At 40.2% G+C, this 16928-nt stretch carries 21 protein-coding genes; all 21 read right to left on the bottom strand.

Features of this window, described 5'->3' with window-relative positions:
• Nucleotides 1–372: a Fe-S cluster assembly scaffold protein NifU gene (gene nifU / locus D2962_RS07535; RefSeq protein ID WP_120766863.1), complete on the bottom strand. Its 372-nt coding sequence runs from the start codon at nt 370–372 to the stop codon at nt 1–3.
• A complete protein-coding gene (gene nifS / locus D2962_RS07530; RefSeq protein WP_120766862.1) occupies nt 365–1555 on the bottom strand; it encodes a cysteine desulfurase NifS in 1191 nt (396 codons plus the stop codon). Before nifS ends, nifU begins: the two co-directional genes overlap by 8 nt.
• 25 nt (nt 1556–1580) lie before the next feature.
• On the bottom strand, nt 1581–2033 hold the full coding sequence (locus tag D2962_RS07525; protein ID WP_120766861.1) for an RrF2 family transcriptional regulator: 453 nt from the start codon (nt 2031–2033) through the stop codon (nt 1581–1583).
• 126 nt (nt 2034–2159) lie between these two features.
• The gene (locus D2962_RS07520) at nt 2160–2453 is read right to left on the bottom strand and encodes a hypothetical protein (RefSeq protein WP_147421245.1); all 294 of its coding nucleotides are present in this window, start codon (nt 2451–2453) and stop codon (nt 2160–2162) included.
• A 9-nt stretch (nt 2454–2462) separates the two neighbouring features.
• Complete coding sequence (locus D2962_RS07515; RefSeq protein WP_122014626.1) at nt 2463–3977, bottom strand: flagellar assembly protein A; 1515 nt, start codon at nt 3975–3977, stop codon at nt 2463–2465.
• Nucleotides 3978–3999: 22 nt separating this feature from the next.
• Entirely contained in the window at nt 4000–4773 is a 774-nt protein-coding gene (locus tag D2962_RS07510; RefSeq protein ID WP_245984968.1) for a FliA/WhiG family RNA polymerase sigma factor, read from the bottom strand.
• Entirely contained in the window at nt 4754–5218 is a 465-nt protein-coding gene (locus D2962_RS07505; RefSeq protein WP_425456622.1) for a chemotaxis protein CheD, read from the bottom strand. The genes D2962_RS07510 and D2962_RS07505 overlap by 20 nt, the downstream gene beginning before the upstream one ends.
• On the bottom strand, nt 5205–5840 hold the full coding sequence (locus D2962_RS07500; RefSeq protein ID WP_120766857.1) for a chemotaxis protein CheC: 636 nt from the start codon (nt 5838–5840) through the stop codon (nt 5205–5207). Before D2962_RS07500 ends, D2962_RS07505 begins: the two co-directional genes overlap by 14 nt.
• Nucleotides 5841–5852: 12 nt before the next feature.
• Nucleotides 5853–6308: a chemotaxis protein CheW gene (locus D2962_RS07495; protein ID WP_122014625.1), complete on the bottom strand. Its 456-nt coding sequence runs from the start codon at nt 6306–6308 to the stop codon at nt 5853–5855.
• Between the two features lie 14 nt (nt 6309–6322).
• On the bottom strand, nt 6323–8311 hold the full coding sequence (locus D2962_RS07490; protein WP_122014624.1) for a chemotaxis protein CheA: 1989 nt from the start codon (nt 8309–8311) through the stop codon (nt 6323–6325).
• A gap of 61 nt (nt 8312–8372) precedes the next feature.
• On the bottom strand, nt 8373–9017 hold the full coding sequence (locus D2962_RS07485) for a flagellar brake protein (protein ID WP_122014623.1): 645 nt from the start codon (nt 9015–9017) through the stop codon (nt 8373–8375).
• Between the two features lie 17 nt (nt 9018–9034).
• On the bottom strand, nt 9035–9907 hold the full coding sequence (locus D2962_RS07480; RefSeq protein ID WP_122014622.1) for a MinD/ParA family protein: 873 nt from the start codon (nt 9905–9907) through the stop codon (nt 9035–9037).
• On the bottom strand, nt 9900–10754 hold the full coding sequence (locus D2962_RS07475) for a flagellar biosynthesis protein FlhF (RefSeq protein ID WP_245984964.1): 855 nt from the start codon (nt 10752–10754) through the stop codon (nt 9900–9902). Before D2962_RS07475 ends, D2962_RS07480 begins: the two co-directional genes overlap by 8 nt.
• Nucleotides 10751–11053 (bottom strand): flagellar biosynthesis protein FlhF, encoded by a 303-nt coding sequence (locus D2962_RS18445; protein ID WP_245984963.1) that lies wholly within the window; start codon nt 11051–11053, stop codon nt 10751–10753. Before D2962_RS18445 ends, D2962_RS07475 begins: the two co-directional genes overlap by 4 nt.
• Complete coding sequence (gene flhA / locus D2962_RS07470) at nt 11050–13080, bottom strand: flagellar biosynthesis protein FlhA (RefSeq protein WP_122014621.1); 2031 nt, start codon at nt 13078–13080, stop codon at nt 11050–11052. Before flhA ends, D2962_RS18445 begins: the two co-directional genes overlap by 4 nt.
• A 2-nt stretch (nt 13081–13082) precedes the next feature.
• A complete protein-coding gene (gene flhB, locus D2962_RS07465) occupies nt 13083–14159 on the bottom strand; it encodes a flagellar biosynthesis protein FlhB (protein WP_122014620.1) in 1077 nt (358 codons plus the stop codon).
• Nucleotides 14156–14932 (bottom strand): flagellar biosynthetic protein FliR, encoded by a 777-nt coding sequence (fliR, locus tag D2962_RS07460; protein WP_122014619.1) that lies wholly within the window; start codon nt 14930–14932, stop codon nt 14156–14158. Before fliR ends, flhB begins: the two co-directional genes overlap by 4 nt.
• A 19-nt stretch (nt 14933–14951) precedes the next feature.
• On the bottom strand, nt 14952–15221 hold the full coding sequence (fliQ, locus tag D2962_RS07455; RefSeq protein ID WP_122014618.1) for a flagellar biosynthesis protein FliQ: 270 nt from the start codon (nt 15219–15221) through the stop codon (nt 14952–14954).
• A gap of 17 nt (nt 15222–15238) precedes the next feature.
• Complete coding sequence (fliP, locus tag D2962_RS07450) at nt 15239–16006, bottom strand: flagellar type III secretion system pore protein FliP (RefSeq protein WP_122014617.1); 768 nt, start codon at nt 16004–16006, stop codon at nt 15239–15241.
• Nucleotides 16003–16548, bottom strand: a complete 546-nt coding sequence (locus D2962_RS07445) for a flagellar biosynthetic protein FliO (RefSeq protein WP_162991143.1) — start codon at nt 16546–16548, stop codon at nt 16003–16005. The genes fliP and D2962_RS07445 overlap by 4 nt, the downstream gene beginning before the upstream one ends.
• 12 nt (nt 16549–16560) lie before the next feature.
• Nucleotides 16561–16920, bottom strand: a complete 360-nt coding sequence (locus D2962_RS07440) for a response regulator (protein WP_120766845.1) — start codon at nt 16918–16920, stop codon at nt 16561–16563.
• Between the last annotated feature and the right edge of the window lie 8 nt (nt 16921–16928).

Here is a 16928-nt window from a genome sequence, read left to right as displayed (position 1 = left end):
CTACTTGTTTTGCTTTTTACGAAAATCCTCGATGGCAGCATGAAGGGCATCAGCCGCCAGGTTAGAGCAATGCATTTTTACCGGAGGCAGCCCTCCCAGAGCTTCCGCTACAGCTTTATTGGTTATTTTCAGAGCTTCATCCAGAGTTTTACCTTTCACCATTTCGGTGACCATGCTGCTTGTGGCTATGGCTGCACCACAGCCAAAGGTTTTGAATTTAATTTCTTCTATTACGTTATTATTTACTTTAATAAATATTTTCATGATATCTCCGCAAACCGGGTTGCCTACCTGGCCAACACCGTCAGCGTCGGGTATTTCCCCGACATTACGGGGATTGGAAAAATGGTCCATAACCTTCTCATTATACATTTTTGGGTAACTCCTTTCTCTCAGCAAAAAGAGGTGACATTTCCCGCAATTTACTTACTATATCAGGTAAAATTTCCAGTATATAGTTGACATCCTCTTCTGTGTTATCCCGCCCCAGAGTCAATCTGAGCGAACCATGGGCAATTTTATGGGGAAGGCCTATGGCAAGCAACACATGGGAAGGCTCAAGAGAACCCGATGTGCATGCAGAGCCGCTGGAAGCGCATATACCTTTCATGTCAAGGTTTAAAAGAAGGGATTCGCCCTCGATAAATTCAAAACATACATTTACATTATGCGGCAGGCGCCGGGTGGGGTGACCGTTCAGACGCACATGAGGAATTTTTTCCATTATTCCGTGAATCAATTTATCTCTTAACTTTGAAAGCCTTTCATGCTCTTTTTCCAGTTCCTTGCCTATAAGCTCCGCAGCCTTGCCAAATCCTACTATGCCGGGTACATTTTCGGTTCCGGCTCTTCGCTGACTTTCCTGGGCTCCGCCGGTTATAAAAGGTTTTATTTTAGTGCCCTTTCTTATATATAATGCTCCGACACCCTTTGGGCCGTAAATCTTATGAGAAGATATACTGAGCAGGTCTACGCCTAAATCATTCACATTCACCGGGATTTTACCCACTGTCTGAACCGCATCGGTATGAAAATATATATTCTTTCGTTTTTGCTTTATGACCTTGCTTATTTCAGCAATGGGTTCAATGGTGCCGATCTCATTGTTGGCATGCATTATGGAAACGAGGATGGTTTCATCGGTGATGGCATTGTTAACATGTTCTGGGTCTACGAGGCCAAATTTGTCAACAGGCAAATATGTCACTTTATAACCCTGTTTCTCCAGGTCCTGGCAAGTGTGCAAAACCGCATGATGCTCAATGGATGATGTAATAATATGATTTCCTTTGTCGCCATTGGCGGCAGCAATACCTCTCAAAGCCCAGTTGTCCGACTCCGAGCCTCCTGCGGTGAAAAATACTTCCCTGGCATCTGCCCCAATCAAACCGGCCACTTTTTCCCTGCTGTCTTCAAGGGCAGTCTTGGCTTCCCTTCCGTAGGAATATATGGAAGATGCATTTCCGAATCTGTCAGTTAAATAAGGCAGCATCGCTTCGAGAACTTCTTTCCTCATAGGGGTGGTGCCGGCATGGTCCATATATATTCTTTTCATAAGTGGTCAACTCCTTTTTTGAATGTTATATATAATACATGTAATTCCTGCATCCGGTTTTTCTTTTTTCGGCCTCTTCGCACATATCCTGGAGTGTAATGGAATCCATGGTTTTAATCATGCTGTCCCTTATTTTCTCCCATACGATGCGGGTTATACAGTCATCGGCCCGGGAGCATTTTACTGCATCCTGTTCCAACACACAATCCACAAGGCCCAGTGGTCCCTCGAGAACTCTCAGCACATCTCCAACAGTTATTTCAGCAGGTTTTTTTGTCAGAGTATATCCGCCCTGAGCACCCCGGACGCTTTGAACAAGACCTGCTTTCCTCAAGCTTGAAATGAGCTGCTCCAGATAATGTTCCGAAATATCCTGCCTTTCGGCCACGCTCTTGAGAGGAATGGGTCCGCTCCCGTAATTTTGAGCCAGATCAAACATAGCTTTTAAACCATATCTTCCTTTAGTTGATAGTTTCACTGAATTTCACCTTAATTCCTATCGTTTTAGTTGGTATTCTGTTAATAATATACTTCATTTAATAATAAATGTCAAGTCATCAACCTCTACAACTCAAAAAAAAATCAGTTCTATTAAGAACCGATTTCATATTCTTACATCAATATGGTTTGAATTTTTCGGAGCGCCTTTTTTCTTATTATTGCCCTGTTTATTTTTACCTTTTTCCTTTTTATTATTATCCTTATCGCCTTCGACTTTTATTTCCTCAGGTTTTGCTCTTTCATATACCTTCTCTCTTGCAGACTTCAATTGCTCTTTAAATTGTGCTGAAAGCAAACTTTGATGTGCTTCATTGCTGTCTTTTATGACCTGTTGAACTTTTGTGGCCTCCGCAGTTTTCGGCATGATAACCTGAAGGTCTATAGGCCTCATTGACATAAATATCACCTATCCTTCATATGTGCCAAATTTAACCTGGCCTTCATGGTTATAGAAGGTGACATGGTCGATTTTATCTTTTATTTTGAGGCTTGCATTGCCTATCACAATATTAACCCCCGGCATTGCGGCATTGGAAGCCGATACTCTTGCTCTTACCTGACTGGTTATCATCATTTCAAGCTTTTCCTTTTCACCGATAAGGTCAATTTTTTGATCATTTAAAATTTCATGGGTGTGTTTTAATTTTTCGAGTAAAATTGTCTTATCAGGAGTCAAGGCATTTCTATCTTTCAATTTTTCCAATAAATCGATGGCTTGCCTGGCTTTATTTATGTCATTCTGAATAGTCTGCAATTTCTGGTTTATTTCCATTAGCTTCTTTTTCTGCTCAGGGTTTGTTCCCACTTCAATTTCGGTATATGTACACATGGGGGAACCAATGGTTTTTGCGACAAGTTCCTCTCCTGCCCTGCAGTTTCCACCCACCAGCAACCCCTTTTTACCATCGATTTTTATTTTTTTACCGGCTGCAAGGTTGCTGTGCATCACCGCTTCATAGACCACGATGTCCCGACCTGCTTCCACCGTGGAATTTTCAATGTACCGGGCTGTTACATCGACCCCTGCTCTCAGGTACCCCTTTCCACCTCCCTGGGTCCCTCTTTTTATGACAATATTTCCTCCAGCAACTATTTCTGCAGCTTCAACAGTCCCATCTATCTCGGCATCGCCTTCAACTTTTATTTTAAAACCGCTCTTTACATTACCCTTTACAACAATACTACCCAAAAAATCTATATTTCCCGTGGCCGGTCCCACATCACCTCTGATTTCCAGCACCTGGAGCACACTGATTTTTCCATCAGACAATACCGGTTGGCCATCAATGTTTGAAAACAATTTACGCCCATCTTCAGAGACAGTCACATTTTTCCCTGTTCGAAACTGGATTTCTTTACCATCCCTGGCGGGTATCGTTTTACCGGTTACGGTCTTTCCTGGAAAACCTTTGGTGGGTGGTATGATCTCTGCCAGTAGGTCACCTGTTTTTACGTTGGTCACAAGATTCAGATTATAAAAATCGGCCTTCCCGTCATCGGTAAGTGCGGGTTTTAATTCCTTGTGAATGTCAAAGTAGTATTTTATTTGAGCGTTTTGACCATCAACAGGAACTTTACCCTCGGCAATCTTCACCTTTGTAAAAAAAATGCCCTTTTCTAGTACTTCCCTTATTTTCTCATAATTTATGCCTTCAGTTATTCCTATTTTTTCAAGTTCACTTATAATATTGTCATAAGAAACCATTTTTCCACCTTTTGGCGGAACTATATATATGGTCGCATACATCTGGTCTTTTGAAATTTCCACTTCAAACCTGGCGTCTTCGCAGACTTCCTCTTCTGTCTCGTGGCTCTTTTTTTTATCGTTCTTCATGTCATCATCTTGAGGTTTATTATGGCTTGCTTTTTCTATAGCCCATTCTACCATTCTTTCTACTTTCTTTTCATTTTGGTTTTCCATGAATTAACACCGGCTTTCTTTTTTAAAAAATAGCCCGCTTTCTACTCAAACTACCCCTCAATCTTAAAATTGCCTTTGTATGAAGCTGGGAAATCCTCCCCTGGGACAGTTCTAAAACCTTGGATATTTCCTTTAAGGTTAAGCCCTCATAATAATATAGTGTAATAACCAGTTTTTCCTGATAAGGCAAACGGTTTATAGCCTGTCCCAGTAACCTTTTTACCTCCTTTTTTTCAGCCATTATATCAGGCCTGACTGACTCCCTCATGTAATCTTCAGTAAAAAGTAAATCATCAAAAGAAAGTACAGTGGTAAAGGCAATTTCATTATACAAATTCTGCAGCTCATCATTGGACAAATTCAGATAATTACATATGTCCTCATCCTTTACCGTACGACCCAGGCTTTGTTCCAATTCAGCATATGCCTTTTGCAGGAGTTTGGCTTTTTTTCTAATATTTTGTGGAATCCAATCCAGTTTCCTCAATTCGTCAATTATGGATCCTTTTATTCGTGCGTAAGCGTATGTTTCAAATTTCACGCCTTTGGAAGCGTCATAACGTTCAATAGCCTGTAATAAACCAAAAATACCATAACTTATCAAATCTTCACTATCAATATAGGAAGGTAGACTAATGGCCATCCGATTTACTATGTGCTTTATCAGCGGAATATAACTTTCTACAAGCTGTTCCTTGATTTTCTTGTCCTTAGTGTCATTATAATCCGCCCATAATCTATCCGCCCTGAGAGCTTCCATCTTACCACCCCGGGTATCATATTTTTTTAATGCCATGCCCTATAGTCCTGATGGTAAGTTCACCGGTTTCACAATTAAACTCAATTGTTCTTCCGTAATTTCCCTCTACATCTTCCGATAATATTTTGATGTTTAGCAGGGCAAGCTTTGACTTTACAGCCTCCACATTTCGCCTTCCTATCTGCATAATGCTGCTGTCGGATTTAATCTGGAACATTTGAGCTCCACCGGCAATTTTACCTGTTAACCTTTTGGGGTCTACTCCAATCTTTACCATGTCTTGTATCATCATATCTATGGCGGTATCGGCAAATTTTCCGGGATTGAAATCCTTTTTACCGCTAAGACTGCTGTCAGGCAGCATAACATGGGCAAGGCCGCCTATTTTTTTTGTTGGCTCATAAAGGGCAACGCCCACGCATGACCCCAGGCCTAAAGAGACCAGTATAGCTGGTGATTTTGCCACTTTATATTCCGCCATTCCTACTCTGACCGTTCCAACCAAACGAACTCACTCCAATAGCTTTTAGAAGTACCTTCAAAGATTCATCATCCGGTATCAGGAAAAAATGAAAATTAATATCATCAATACCTTCCGTAAACTCCGTTTCAATCAAAAAAGCGGTATCCCCCATATAGCCATATAAACTAAGCGGAAAACTGAAAATGGCTCCGGCCATGTCATAGGCAAAGCCAGGCACCGATATCTTCATGGATAATTTGGTAAAATCCGATAATGCAACTATGTACGAACTTGCAATAATATTTCCCACTTCAACAAGTGCTGATTCCTCCATGGCTGAAAATCCCGCTTCCCCGGGCTGATGCTTTAGCAAATAATTTACCAGGTTATAAGCATTCGGTTTGGGAATTATTATAAGGATGTTTCCGCTAATATCGCCGGTTATTCTCATAAATATACCCGCTACCAGGTTTTCTGGCCCGCCAACGGAATTTGAAACATCATCAAAGGAAATTATTGCCACTCTAGGCACATTCATGTTAATCTTATTTGATAAAAGCAAGGAAAGGGCCGTAGCGGCATTGCCTGCTCCGATATTGCCTATCTCCTTGAGAGCATCCAATTCCATATCGGAAAACATATATTTTCACCTTCACATCTCGGATAATTGGGTAATTTCCTGCGGTTTTAATACTTTAGATAGATTTAACAAAATTAATAGTTTTCCATCTAACTTGCCCACTCCATCTAAAAAATTACTGTCTATGCCGTTTGTAATGGTAGGAGCCGGTTCAATGGCCTCCTGCGGAAGCTGAATCACTTCCGTGGCGGAATCTACTATCATACCTACAGTTATATCTTCCAGAGTCACGATAATAATTCTGGTATTATCCGTAATCTGACCCGGTGGCAGGTCAAACCTCTTTTTTAGGTCGATTACAGGCACTATTTCCCCTCTCAGGTTTATGACGCCTTCCACAAAAGAAGGGGCTTTAGGGACCCTTGTTACGGGCATCATTCTCTCAATGGTTTTTACCTGGAGAATATCCACCCCATATTCCTCTTCACCCAGTTTAAATTCTACAAATTGACGGATTTTTTCTACCATTATAAAACCCTCCTCTAAAACATAGTGTTGACATCCAGTATTAGAGCCACTTTTCCATCACCAAGAATGGTTGCTCCGGCGATGAACTTTATATTTTTCAAAAAATTGCCGAGAGATTTGATTACTATCTCCTGCTGGCCTATCAAGCTGTCCACCACAAGCCCAATATCCCTCTCCCCCTTTTTTACTATTACCACTGTCAAATCTTCTTCAGAGCTGCCGTTGCTTTCAACATCCAGCATTTCTCCTAATCGCAATATGGGAATTACATTCCCCCTCAGAAGAGTAACTTCGTTTTTCTGGACTTTTTTTATGTCTTTTGATGCAACTATTACAGTTTCCTTTATTGCACTCAACGGAATGGCGTATTTTTCTTCACCCACCATAACCATCAAAGCCTGGATAATGGCCAGTGTCAGCGGCAATCTTATTAAGAAAGTAGTACCCTGGTCGGGCACTGTATTTATTTCAATACCACCACCCAGGGACTCTATTTTGGTCTTTACTACGTCAAGACCTACTCCCCTGCCCGAAATATCCGTTACCATGTCCTTTGTGCTGAATCCCGGTTCAAATAAAAAGGATATTATTTCGGATTCCTTGAGGTTTTTTGCCCGCTCCCTATCGACTAAACCCTTGTCAATGGCGGTTTTTAATACGTTGTTTAAATTAATTCCTCTTCCGTCATCGGATATTTCTATCACAACATTATTACCGTCATGATAGGCTTTAAGTTTTATGGTTCCCTGAGCAGGTTTGCCTTTCCTAAACCTTTCTTCAGGTATTTCTATGCCGTGATCCGCCGAATTACGTATCAAATGAATCAAAGGATCACCGATTTCATCGATTACAGTCCTGTCAAGTTCGGTTTCAGCTCCTTCTATAATCAAAGTAATATTCTTTGACAGCTCCCGGGCCAAATCCCGAACCACACGCGGAAAACGATTAAAAACATTTTCAATGGGGACCATTCTGACTTTCATGACGGCATCGTGGAGACTTGATGTAATCCGCTCCAGATATTCCACGGCTTCCCTTCTTTTCTGCCCCTCGGTTTTTTCATCCATGCCATCCAATCTGGTCTTTATAATAATAAGTTCGCTCACAAGATTCATTAAGTTGTCCAGCCGATCAATATCCACTCTCAAAGTTTTACTTGTCTTTTTTACATGACTGGCGTGCCTCACACTTTGCTCATCAAGGGTACAAGCAACAGTCTCCTTTGGAGATTCTTCAGAATTACCCGGATCTTTTTCAAGAGAACTTTGCTCCACTTCTTTTATCAGAATGGACTTTAATTCTGATATCGAACCCAGGGCCTTTTCCAGGTCCTGTTTTTGGTGCGTAGATATTATATACACGGTAAATTCGTCATCGAACTTTTCATCTTCTATATCTTGAACAATGGGCTTGGTTTTAATGATATCTCCGAAACTTTCCAGTGTTTTAAAGACCAAAAAGGCCCGGGCCGATTTTAGGAGACAGTTGGCATCCAGCTTTATCAAAACTTCCCATACCAATAAACCTTTTGCTATAGCTTCCTTCATCAGCCGTTCTTCAAATTCATTGAAAATATGATTCTCTTCAGGTTTTTTATTCTCTTTTTCCGATTCTTTAAGTGGTGTGGCATTGCCTGGTTTTCGCCTCAGCTTTTCCAGAATAACCTTTGTGTCTCTATCCCTTTCTTCCCCATTTTCCGTAATATCTCCTATTAGTTTTTCTAAAAAGTCAACTGACTCCAGCAGGGTATCGATTACTTCGGGAGATACGGATATTGTTCCATCTTTAATATCCTGAAGCAAACTCTCCATCTCATGGGTTATTTCTGAAATCCTGTTAAACCCCATGGTCCCTGACATTCCCTTGAGAGTATGAGCTGAACGGAAAATTTCGTCTATGATATCTTGCCCGGGATTACTCTCAAGTTCCAGTAAGTTGCTATTGAGATTTTGAATATGTTCCTTTGATTCCTCCAGAAAAATGTCAAGGTATTGATTGTTCATGTTCCCACCTCATTTTCTAATCCTATTTAACTGATTCTACCAATTGTAACATTTATATAAATTATACTTTATAACCCTTTTTGATCAGTTTTCTTTGTTCTGCAAGAACAAATTTAATTATTTCATCCTGTTTAACCTCGTCAATATCTACAAATTGAACGGCCACATAATACATGTTGGAGCATTGGGACCGCTCCTCTTTCCAGACTCTAACAGCTCTGCTTTTTACTTCAAGTATTTTTGACACAAGAGTAATCTCTAAATTAATCAAATCTCCCTTCTTTAACTCCCGATTCGTAGTAATCAGGGCGCCACTGCCGCTTATATCTTTGATATAACCATTTGCCCATTCACCTGTATCAAGAAGGCTTATCTTGACTTTTAAAGTTACTTTTATTCTAAAAAAATCCCTTCTTTGATTTTTTATAGGTGGGCTGGCAGGTTTTACGTGCAATACGGGAATAGGGGTATATTTTTTCCCTACTACTTTCCCGATGAAATAATAAAAGGAATCCCCTTTGAAAAAATGTATGTTGACAGATTCATTCAAACCTATATGGAAGAGTTGATTTCCCTTCATGGGTATATCTAAAACCAGATTCCCCAATTCTATATCTTCTACTTTGGAAGGGAAAAAAAAGTTTCCATCTCCTCTTTCTATTTCGATATTTACTTTCATACCCACTTGAAATGTTGTATAATCCACCTGTTTAGCACCCCTGTTTAGTTTCTTAGAAAAGCCATGAGTTTTTTTACCCAACTCTCAAAGGTGTAGTTATATTGAACCGGTTTTTGTTCCCCGTATAGAAGTTTCCTCCCGAGATTTGCAATACATTTGGAAGCCAGGCTCTCAGGAAATCTAGTATAAAAAGGGATTTGTTCCATATTCGATTTGAAAACGCTCCTGTCTTCCAGCACATATCCAAGATAATCGATATCGGTATGTAAAAATTTACGAGAAGCATTCGATATTTTTTGAACGGTAAACTCAGCATCTCTGAAATTATCAACCCTATTTATAATGACATGTATTTTTTGAGAATACTTATAAATTAATTTTATTACAGCATAGGCATCGGTAATAGCGCTTGGTTCCGGAGTGGTCACGATAATGACTTCGTCCGATGATCGAACAAAACTCAATACATGTTTTGATATACCGGCACCGGTGTCGATAACAACAATATCAAAATCCTGAGAAATACTATTAAACGCTTTTATCAAAAAATTTAATTCCATTATCGATAAATTGGCCATTTCATAAAGGCCCGAAGCTCCCGGCAATATTTTTATCCCCATGGGGCCTTCCAGTATGATCTCATTTATGGTTTTCTCGCGACTCAGTATATGAGAAATATTGTATTTTGGGTAAAGCCCGGCAATTACATCTACATTGGCCAGGCCCAGGTCGGCATCTACCAGCAGGACTCTTTTACCCAATTCCTGTAATACTAAGGATAAATTGATCGATAGGTTTGTTTTACCCACTCCCCCTTTACCGCTGGTAACACAATAAACTTTTAGAGTTCCCTGGGGTGCTTCGCGATGGTGTTTCTCATCCATAATTTTTTTTAGCTTCGAAGCCTGCTCATACATATGTGTTCTCCCCCAGAATCATACCTGCCAATTTTTCAGCCGAAGCTATTTCTATATCATCCGGAACATTTTGTCCCACAGTAAAATATGATAAATTACTATCTGTCATTTTAACGGCGTTCATTATAGTACCGTAAGTTCTGGTTTCGTCAAGTTTTGTAATAATCAATTTGTTGAAATTTAATTCTTTATAATTGTTCAAAATATCGCCTATATCACGGCTTTTGGTGGTGGCGCTTATTACCATGTATATATCGGTGGGATTTACTGCATCCAGTAAACTCTTGACCTTTTTGATCTGCATTTTATTATTTGGGCTTGAACCCATGGTATCTATCAAAACCAGATCATATCCCTTTACCCTGTTCAAAGCTGTTTTTATATCGTCGTTTCCGTAAATCACTTCCACCGGGATCTCCAGAAGTTCTCCATAAGTCTTTAGCTGTTCTATAGCACCAACCCTGAAAGTATCGGCAGTAATCATGGCCACTTTTTTCTCATGATATAGGGTAAATTTTGCAGCCAATTTTGCAATGGTTGTGGTTTTCCCAACTCCTGTGGGTCCTATAAAAGCTACAATAACATTCTTGTCTTCGGAAAGATGAATGGGTTCAATTTTTCCAATCTGAGATATTAATTCATTCTTGATTGTGGTGAAAAGCACATTTTCATCCTTCAGTTCTTCAGGTTTGAGAGCTTGTGAAACCTTACTGAAGATACTGTTTATGAGTTCTTCATTTATTTCCATGGCCATCATCTTTTTGTAAAACATCTCAAATACCGGTGAAAAACCCCATTCTGAAACAAGACTTTTTTGTAAATGGTTAGAGTATAAATTTTTAATCATGTCTTTAACTTCGCCAAGGTCATTTTTATGTCTTGGAACTCTATAGAACCGGTTGGTTTTATAGGGGGCACTGTTTCATGTATTCGAGTATTCGTATAAGCCTTTTTCGATGGGGTTTGAGTCACTGCGAGGTCATTAGCAGCCACGACCTCTACCATGGATCTTGAAAAAAAGCCAAGGATTCCTCCCTTTCTAATATGTTTTGTCTGTAATATTATAGCATCCTTTCCCAGATCGCTTTTTATCTTATATAGAGCTTCCTGCATATTGTTGGCTACGTATGTTTTTATCTTCATCAAATCATCACCGTCCCTACTGATTGAACTTCCACGCCGGGTTCCAGCTCATTATAAGAAATCACCGGAAGATATGAAGCGTAATCTTCTACTATTTTGCGAAAGTACATCCTCACCATAGGGCTTGTCAGCACTACTGGTGATACGCCTTTTAGCCCCAGCTCGTTCACCAATTTTGAAAGCGCTGTCCTGATTTTCTGTATATATGACGGCTCCAGGGCGATATACGTCCCCTGGTCATTTTGACGGATAGCATTCATAATTTGATTTTCCAGATGCCCATCAAGAGTGATAACCTGAACTTTTTGACCGTTGGTGAACCGGTGGGTTATTACCCTTTTTAACCTCTGTCTCACATATTCCGTGAGCATGTCGGTGTCTTTAGTAAGACCTGCGTAATCCCCCAAAGCTTCCAGAATGGTAACCATATCCCTGATGGGGATATTTTCTTTTAATAGGTTGGAAAGAACTTTTTGAATTTCCCCCAGAGAGAGAACCTTGGGAACCAGTTCTTCCAGAAGGGAGGGATATTGTTCCTTCAGGTTGTCCAGCATATTTTTAACTTCCTGCCTGCCAATAAGCTCATGGGCATAGGATTTAATCACTTCCGTGAGGTGGGTGGCCAGAACCGAAGAAGCATCCACTACCGTATAGCCCTGCATCTCAGCTTTTTCTTTATTTTCGCCGGTAATCCACTTGGCTGGCAGGCCAAAAGCCGGTTCTTTTGCGGGTATACCTTCGATTTCAGGCATGCCTCCCGTGGGGTTCATTACCATAAAATGATCAGTTTTTATTTCTCCGCGGGCTGCTTCAACACCCTTGATCTTAATCACATATTCATTGGGTTTTAGCTGGATATTGTCCCGAAGTCTAACCATGGGAACAACCATTCCCAGGTCCAGTGCACATTGCCGCCGAATCATAACCACCCTATCGAGCAAGTCACCACCCTGATTCACATCGGCCAGGGGAATGATATTATATCCAAACTCCACTTCTATGGGGTCTACCTGGAGAAGTGAAAAGATGTTTTCGGGTTTTCTCATTTCTTCCAGTTCTTTTTCTTTCTGATGTTTGTCTTTTTTCAGTTTTTCGCGTTCTGAAATTCTCTGGACGGACAAACCTATATATCCGAGTGCTCCCGCCAGAGTAATAAACGGTATATGAGGAAGGCCAGGTATAATTGCAAAAAATGCTAATACTCCCGAGGCCAGCAATAACAGTTTGGGATATGAGATGAGCTGTTTTATCAAATCTTCGCCGAGATTTCCGGCACTTGCAGCTTTGGTTACCACTATACCGGTGGCTGTGGAAACCAGGAGGGCAGGAATCTGACTTACAAGGCCATCCCCGACTGTAAGAAGCGTATAACGGTTTATTGAAGTCATAATATCCCAGTGCTGAAACAATACTCCGGTTATCAGGCCCCCAACTATGTTTATGACTGTTATAATTATCCCCGCTATGGCATCACCTTTCACAAATTTACTGGCACCATCCATGGCCCCGTAAAAATCGGCCTCTCTCTGTATCTCTGTCCTTCTCCGGCGTGCTTCGCTCTCGTTTATTAAACCCGAGTTCAGGTCTGCATCAATACTCATCTGTTTACCGGGCATGGCATCCAGGGTGAATCTGGCTGCTACTTCCGCAACTCTTTCGGCGCCTCTAGTGATGACTATGAACTGCATTATAATGATAATAAGGAATATAATAAACCCTACCAGCACATTTCCCTTTACGACAAAATTACCAAAGGACTCGATAACCTTTCCCGCATATCCGTTTAACAATATCAGCCTGGTGGAGGAAATGTTGAGGGATAATCTCAATAATGTGGTGAGCAAAAGCATTGAAGGAAAAATAGAGAAATCCAGGGGTTTTTCCATATTCATAGAAATCAAAAGAATTACCAGAGAAAAGGTTATATTGAATGACAGCAGCAAATCAAGAATGGATGACGGCAACGGTATTATCATCATTACAACTACCATTATGGCCATCAAAGCAACAGCAACATCGCCAAACTTCAACTCTAATTCCTCCTTTCCTTCAAACTGTAAACAAAGGCCAGGATTTCCGCCACTGCATGGTATAGATTTTCCGGAATCATATCCCCAATTTCTACCGACTTATACAAAATTTGTGCCAGCGGCTTGTTTTCTACAATGGGAATATCCTCCATAATCGCAATTTGTTTAATTTTTTCCGCGATCCTGTCACTGCCCTTTGCCAGAACCACCGGTGCAAGATTCTTGCTGGCATCATAGGCCAGGGCCACTGCCAGGTGAGTGGGGTTGGTAATCACCACATCAGCCTTTTTTACATCGCTCATCATCCTGCTGCGGGCCATTTGCCTCTGTATTTGCTTTATCCGTGATTTTATCTGAGGATTACCCTCCACTTCCTTGAATTCTTCCTTGATGTCTTCCTTTGACATCATAAGCCCGGTTTCATATTCATACCACTGGTAAATATAGTCAAATATGGATAGGATAAATAAAATGATACCCGCTTTTATACCAATATTAAAGGAGATCCCCGCCAGGATTTTAAAAGATGAATATACATCCATATCCAGCATTAAGGGAAATAAATCTTTGATTTGAAAAATACTTCTGTAAACCAGATATCCGACAACCAGGATCTTGACTACCGATTTGACAAGCTCCAACAGGCTTCTCTTAGAAAAAATCCTCTTTATGCCTTCCAGGGGATTAATGCGTTCAAGCTTTGGCATAATGGGTTCAAAACTTAGCACCGTACCAACCTGAAGAAAGTTAACGAGCACCCCCATGAATAAAATGCTCAACGCCAGTGGAGCCGTTATTTTTGCTATGAAAACCACCGCTTCGATAAAGGTTTTCTGGAGCCCCGTGACGGTAAATAAATCTTCTTTATTTAAGAGATTTAACCATGTTGATTTTAAATAGCTTGTTATATTTTCCAATAAATTTTTCCCCAAAAGGTTCAAAATCACAAAACCTGTCAACAGCACCACTGATGAAACAAGTTCCCTGCTGGAAAATACCTGGCCCCGTTCCCGGGCCTTTTGCCTTTTTCTAGGTGTTGCCTTCTCGGTCTTCTCCTGGGCAAATAGTTGTAAGTTCATGGTACTTTCAACATTCCCTGTAACAAAGTCAGTATATTATCATATGTGCCGCTGAATACTACATCCAATACCACCAGATACGCCGGTAAAACAATAACCATTCCCACGATGCCTACCAGGATCTTGATAGGCAGGCCAACAATAAAAACATTCATCTGCGGAACTGTTCTGGCTATAATCCCCAGCGCAAGATCGGTAATAAATATTATGGAAACCACGGGCAAACTTACCTTAAATCCGATTAGGAACATTTCCCGGAAACTCGATATAATTATGCTCAGAAAATCCAATCCAAATGTTGCTCCGGATATGGGCACTATTTCAAAGCTTTTTACCAGGGCTGATATTAAAACATGATGGCCATTAACCGTTAAAAATACCAGAATGGTCAATATGTAATAAAAATTTCCTATTATGGGCACCTGTGCATTGCTTTGAGGGTCTATGACATTGACTATGCCAAAACCCATTTGCATATCTATTATTTCACCCGTCACATAAAGTGAAGAAAACATCAGTAAAGTTATGTATCCAATAGAAAGTCCAACAAATGTTTCCCTTATGATAATTACTGCCAGATTCCATAAATTGAGATTTAATGCCACATCCGGCACAAAAGGATAAATAATCAGTGAAAGTAAACCAGCCAGACCAACTTTGGCCTGTACTGGAAATTCCCGCCTTCCGAATACCGGAGTTAACATTATAAATCCAGAACATCTGAACATAACTAAAAAAAATTTGATTATGTCTTTATCATATAAAGCATTCATACCATTCACCGGAAGTAAATCAATAAATAAAATTGGGCAGTTCGCTGAAAAGATTTTGAGTAAACTGGGTGATTACTGTCAGCATCCATGGCCCAAATATCAAAATGGCAGCTATGACCGCCACGATTTTGGGGACAAAGGTCATGGTCTGCTCCTGTATCTGGGTAGTTGCCTGCAATATACTAATTATAATACCTACCAGCATACCAAGACTTAGCATGGGAGCTGAAACAAGCAAAACTACCGTTAATGCTTGCTGCCCTAAATGGATAATAGTTTCCTGTGCCAATTTACATCACCTTTCCACTAGTGGAACCCTGCCAAAAGTGAATTCACCACAATATTCCACCCATCCACCATGACAAACAGAAGTATTTTAAAGGGAAGGGAAATCATAACGGGCGGTAGCATCAGCATGCCCATAGACATCAATGTGCTTGAAACAATCATATCTATTACCAGAAAAGGAATGAAAACCACAAATCCCATCTGGAAAGCTGTCTTGAGCTCACTTATTATAAAGGCCGGAATTAAAACATATGTAGGAATATCATCCAGTGTTTTTATATCCTTTTGCAGTTTTGCGTAATGCGTAAACAGCGCCAGGTCTTTTTCCCGGGTTTGTTTGAACATAAAATTTCTCAAAGGAATTTGGGCTCTTTTTAAAGCCTCTTCGGTGCCGATCTGATGGTTCATATATGGCTGTAAAGCTTCAGTATTTATATTACTCCAGACCGGAGCCATAACGAATACAGTCATGAAAAGAGCCAGACCTATCAATACCTGATTTGGCGGTACCTGTTGTGTTCCCAGGCCATTTCTGACAAAAGAAAGAACAACAATGATACGGGTAAAAGATGTCATCATAATCAATAATGAGGGTGCCAGTGACAATACGGTTAAAAGCAGTATTATTTGCAAAGTTACCGCTGTTTCCGCAGGACTTTTTGCCGGTTGAATAAATTGGAACGATGGAATAGGAATTTCCGGCGCTGCAAGCAACCCTTTGCCGAAGCTTAGAAAAAAAACAGTCAGTAGTATTGTTTTGAATATTAATTTCTCATTTTTATTCATGAATGATCACCATTATGTTTTTTTCCCGGCTCTCTTTTTAAATGCCTCAAAAAATATTCTAACTGAGTGGAAAAATTTTTGTTCATAAGACTCGTATTGGATTCAACCTCATTAATCAATTCGGTCTCGTCGGAATTCAATTTTGAAATCATAAAAAAGTTCTTTTCCGATACCCCCACCATCATCAGACCCTGGGGTGTTTTTACGATATATATGCCCTTATTGCTTCCCAGAGGCAGTACATCAATAACTTCCATATATTTGCTTTTAGGCTGGGCGTTTATCTGGAATCTTGCTATCCACCTTGTAGTTAAAAATGCCAGCAAAGATATAACTAAAAATAGTAGAAAATATATAAAAAAAGTAACCACGCTTTTTGCCGGAGAATAATTTTGAGCATCCTGATTTTTCGGGGTATCAAAATTATACGTTTTTAAATTGTTTACATCAGGTGGAGCAGCGTAAGCGTTACCTAAAATTACCATAACCAAAATAAAAACTATAAAAAATCCCTGCCATTTTGAATCGAATAATCTATTCATAGACATTCCCTTCTATCCAAGGGCTTTCTTCACGGCTTCCACTACTCTTTCAGGTTGAAAGGGTTTTACAATAAAGTCCCTTGCACCTGCCTGAATAGCATCAATAACCATGGCCTGCTGGCCCATGGCTGAACACATTATAATTTTTGCAGAGGAATCCTTTGCCTTTATTTTTTTTACCGCTTCAATGCCATCCATTTCCGGCATTGTTATATCCATGACCACCAGGTCCGGTTTTAAATCACTGTATACGTCAACAGCAACAGCTCCATTCTCGGCTTCGCCGCACACCTTAAAACCATTTTTAGTTAAAATATCCTTGATCATCATCCTCATAAAAGCTGCATCATCTACTATTAAAATTCCTCCCATTGAAATCA

The organism is Biomaibacter acetigenes, from assembly GCF_003691585.1.
Lineage (GTDB): Bacteria > Bacillota > Thermosediminibacteria > Thermosediminibacterales > Tepidanaerobacteraceae > Biomaibacter > Biomaibacter acetigenes.
This window is presented reverse-complemented; position numbering and strand designations above follow the sequence as displayed.

Excerpts from the sequence above, each read along its gene's own strand:
- D2962_RS07480 (WP_122014622.1), bottom strand. The coding sequence starts at position 9,907 with ATGTATGAGCAGGCTTCGAAGCTAAAAAAAATTATGGATGAGAAACAC.
- D2962_RS07510 (WP_245984968.1), bottom strand. The coding sequence starts at position 4,773 with ATGGCATTAAAAAAATATGATACCCGGGGTGGTAAGATGGAAGCTCTC.
- fliR (WP_122014619.1), bottom strand. The coding sequence starts at position 14,932 with ATGAATGCTTTATATGATAAAGACATAATCAAATTTTTTTTAGTTATG.
- nifU (WP_120766863.1), bottom strand. The coding sequence starts at position 372 with ATGTATAATGAGAAGGTTATGGACCATTTTTCCAATCCCCGTAATGTC.
- D2962_RS07520 (WP_147421245.1), bottom strand. The coding sequence starts at position 2,453 with ATGTCAATGAGGCCTATAGACCTTCAGGTTATCATGCCGAAAACTGCG.
- D2962_RS07515 (WP_122014626.1), bottom strand. The coding sequence starts at position 3,977 with ATGGAAAACCAAAATGAAAAGAAAGTAGAAAGAATGGTAGAATGGGCT.
- D2962_RS07495 (WP_122014625.1), bottom strand. The coding sequence starts at position 6,308 with ATGGTAGAAAAAATCCGTCAATTTGTAGAATTTAAACTGGGTGAAGAG.
- D2962_RS07505 (WP_425456622.1), bottom strand. The coding sequence starts at position 5,218 with ATGGCGGAATATAAAGTGGCAAAATCACCAGCTATACTGGTCTCTTTA.
- flhB (WP_122014620.1), bottom strand. The coding sequence starts at position 14,159 with ATGAACTTACAACTATTTGCCCAGGAGAAGACCGAGAAGGCAACACCT.
- D2962_RS07440 (WP_120766845.1), bottom strand. The coding sequence starts at position 16,920 with ATGGGAGGAATTTTAATAGTAGATGATGCAGCTTTTATGAGGATGATG.
- D2962_RS07500 (WP_120766857.1), bottom strand. The coding sequence starts at position 5,840 with ATGTTTTCCGATATGGAATTGGATGCTCTCAAGGAGATAGGCAATATC.
- D2962_RS07475 (WP_245984964.1), bottom strand. The coding sequence starts at position 10,754 with ATGATTAAAAATTTATACTCTAACCATTTACAAAAAAGTCTTGTTTCA.
- D2962_RS07445 (WP_162991143.1), bottom strand. The coding sequence starts at position 16,548 with ATGAATAGATTATTCGATTCAAAATGGCAGGGATTTTTTATAGTTTTT.
- nifS (WP_120766862.1), bottom strand. The coding sequence starts at position 1,555 with ATGAAAAGAATATATATGGACCATGCCGGCACCACCCCTATGAGGAAA.
- D2962_RS07490 (WP_122014624.1), bottom strand. The coding sequence starts at position 8,311 with ATGAACAATCAATACCTTGACATTTTTCTGGAGGAATCAAAGGAACAT.
- fliP (WP_122014617.1), bottom strand. The coding sequence starts at position 16,006 with ATGAATAAAAATGAGAAATTAATATTCAAAACAATACTACTGACTGTT.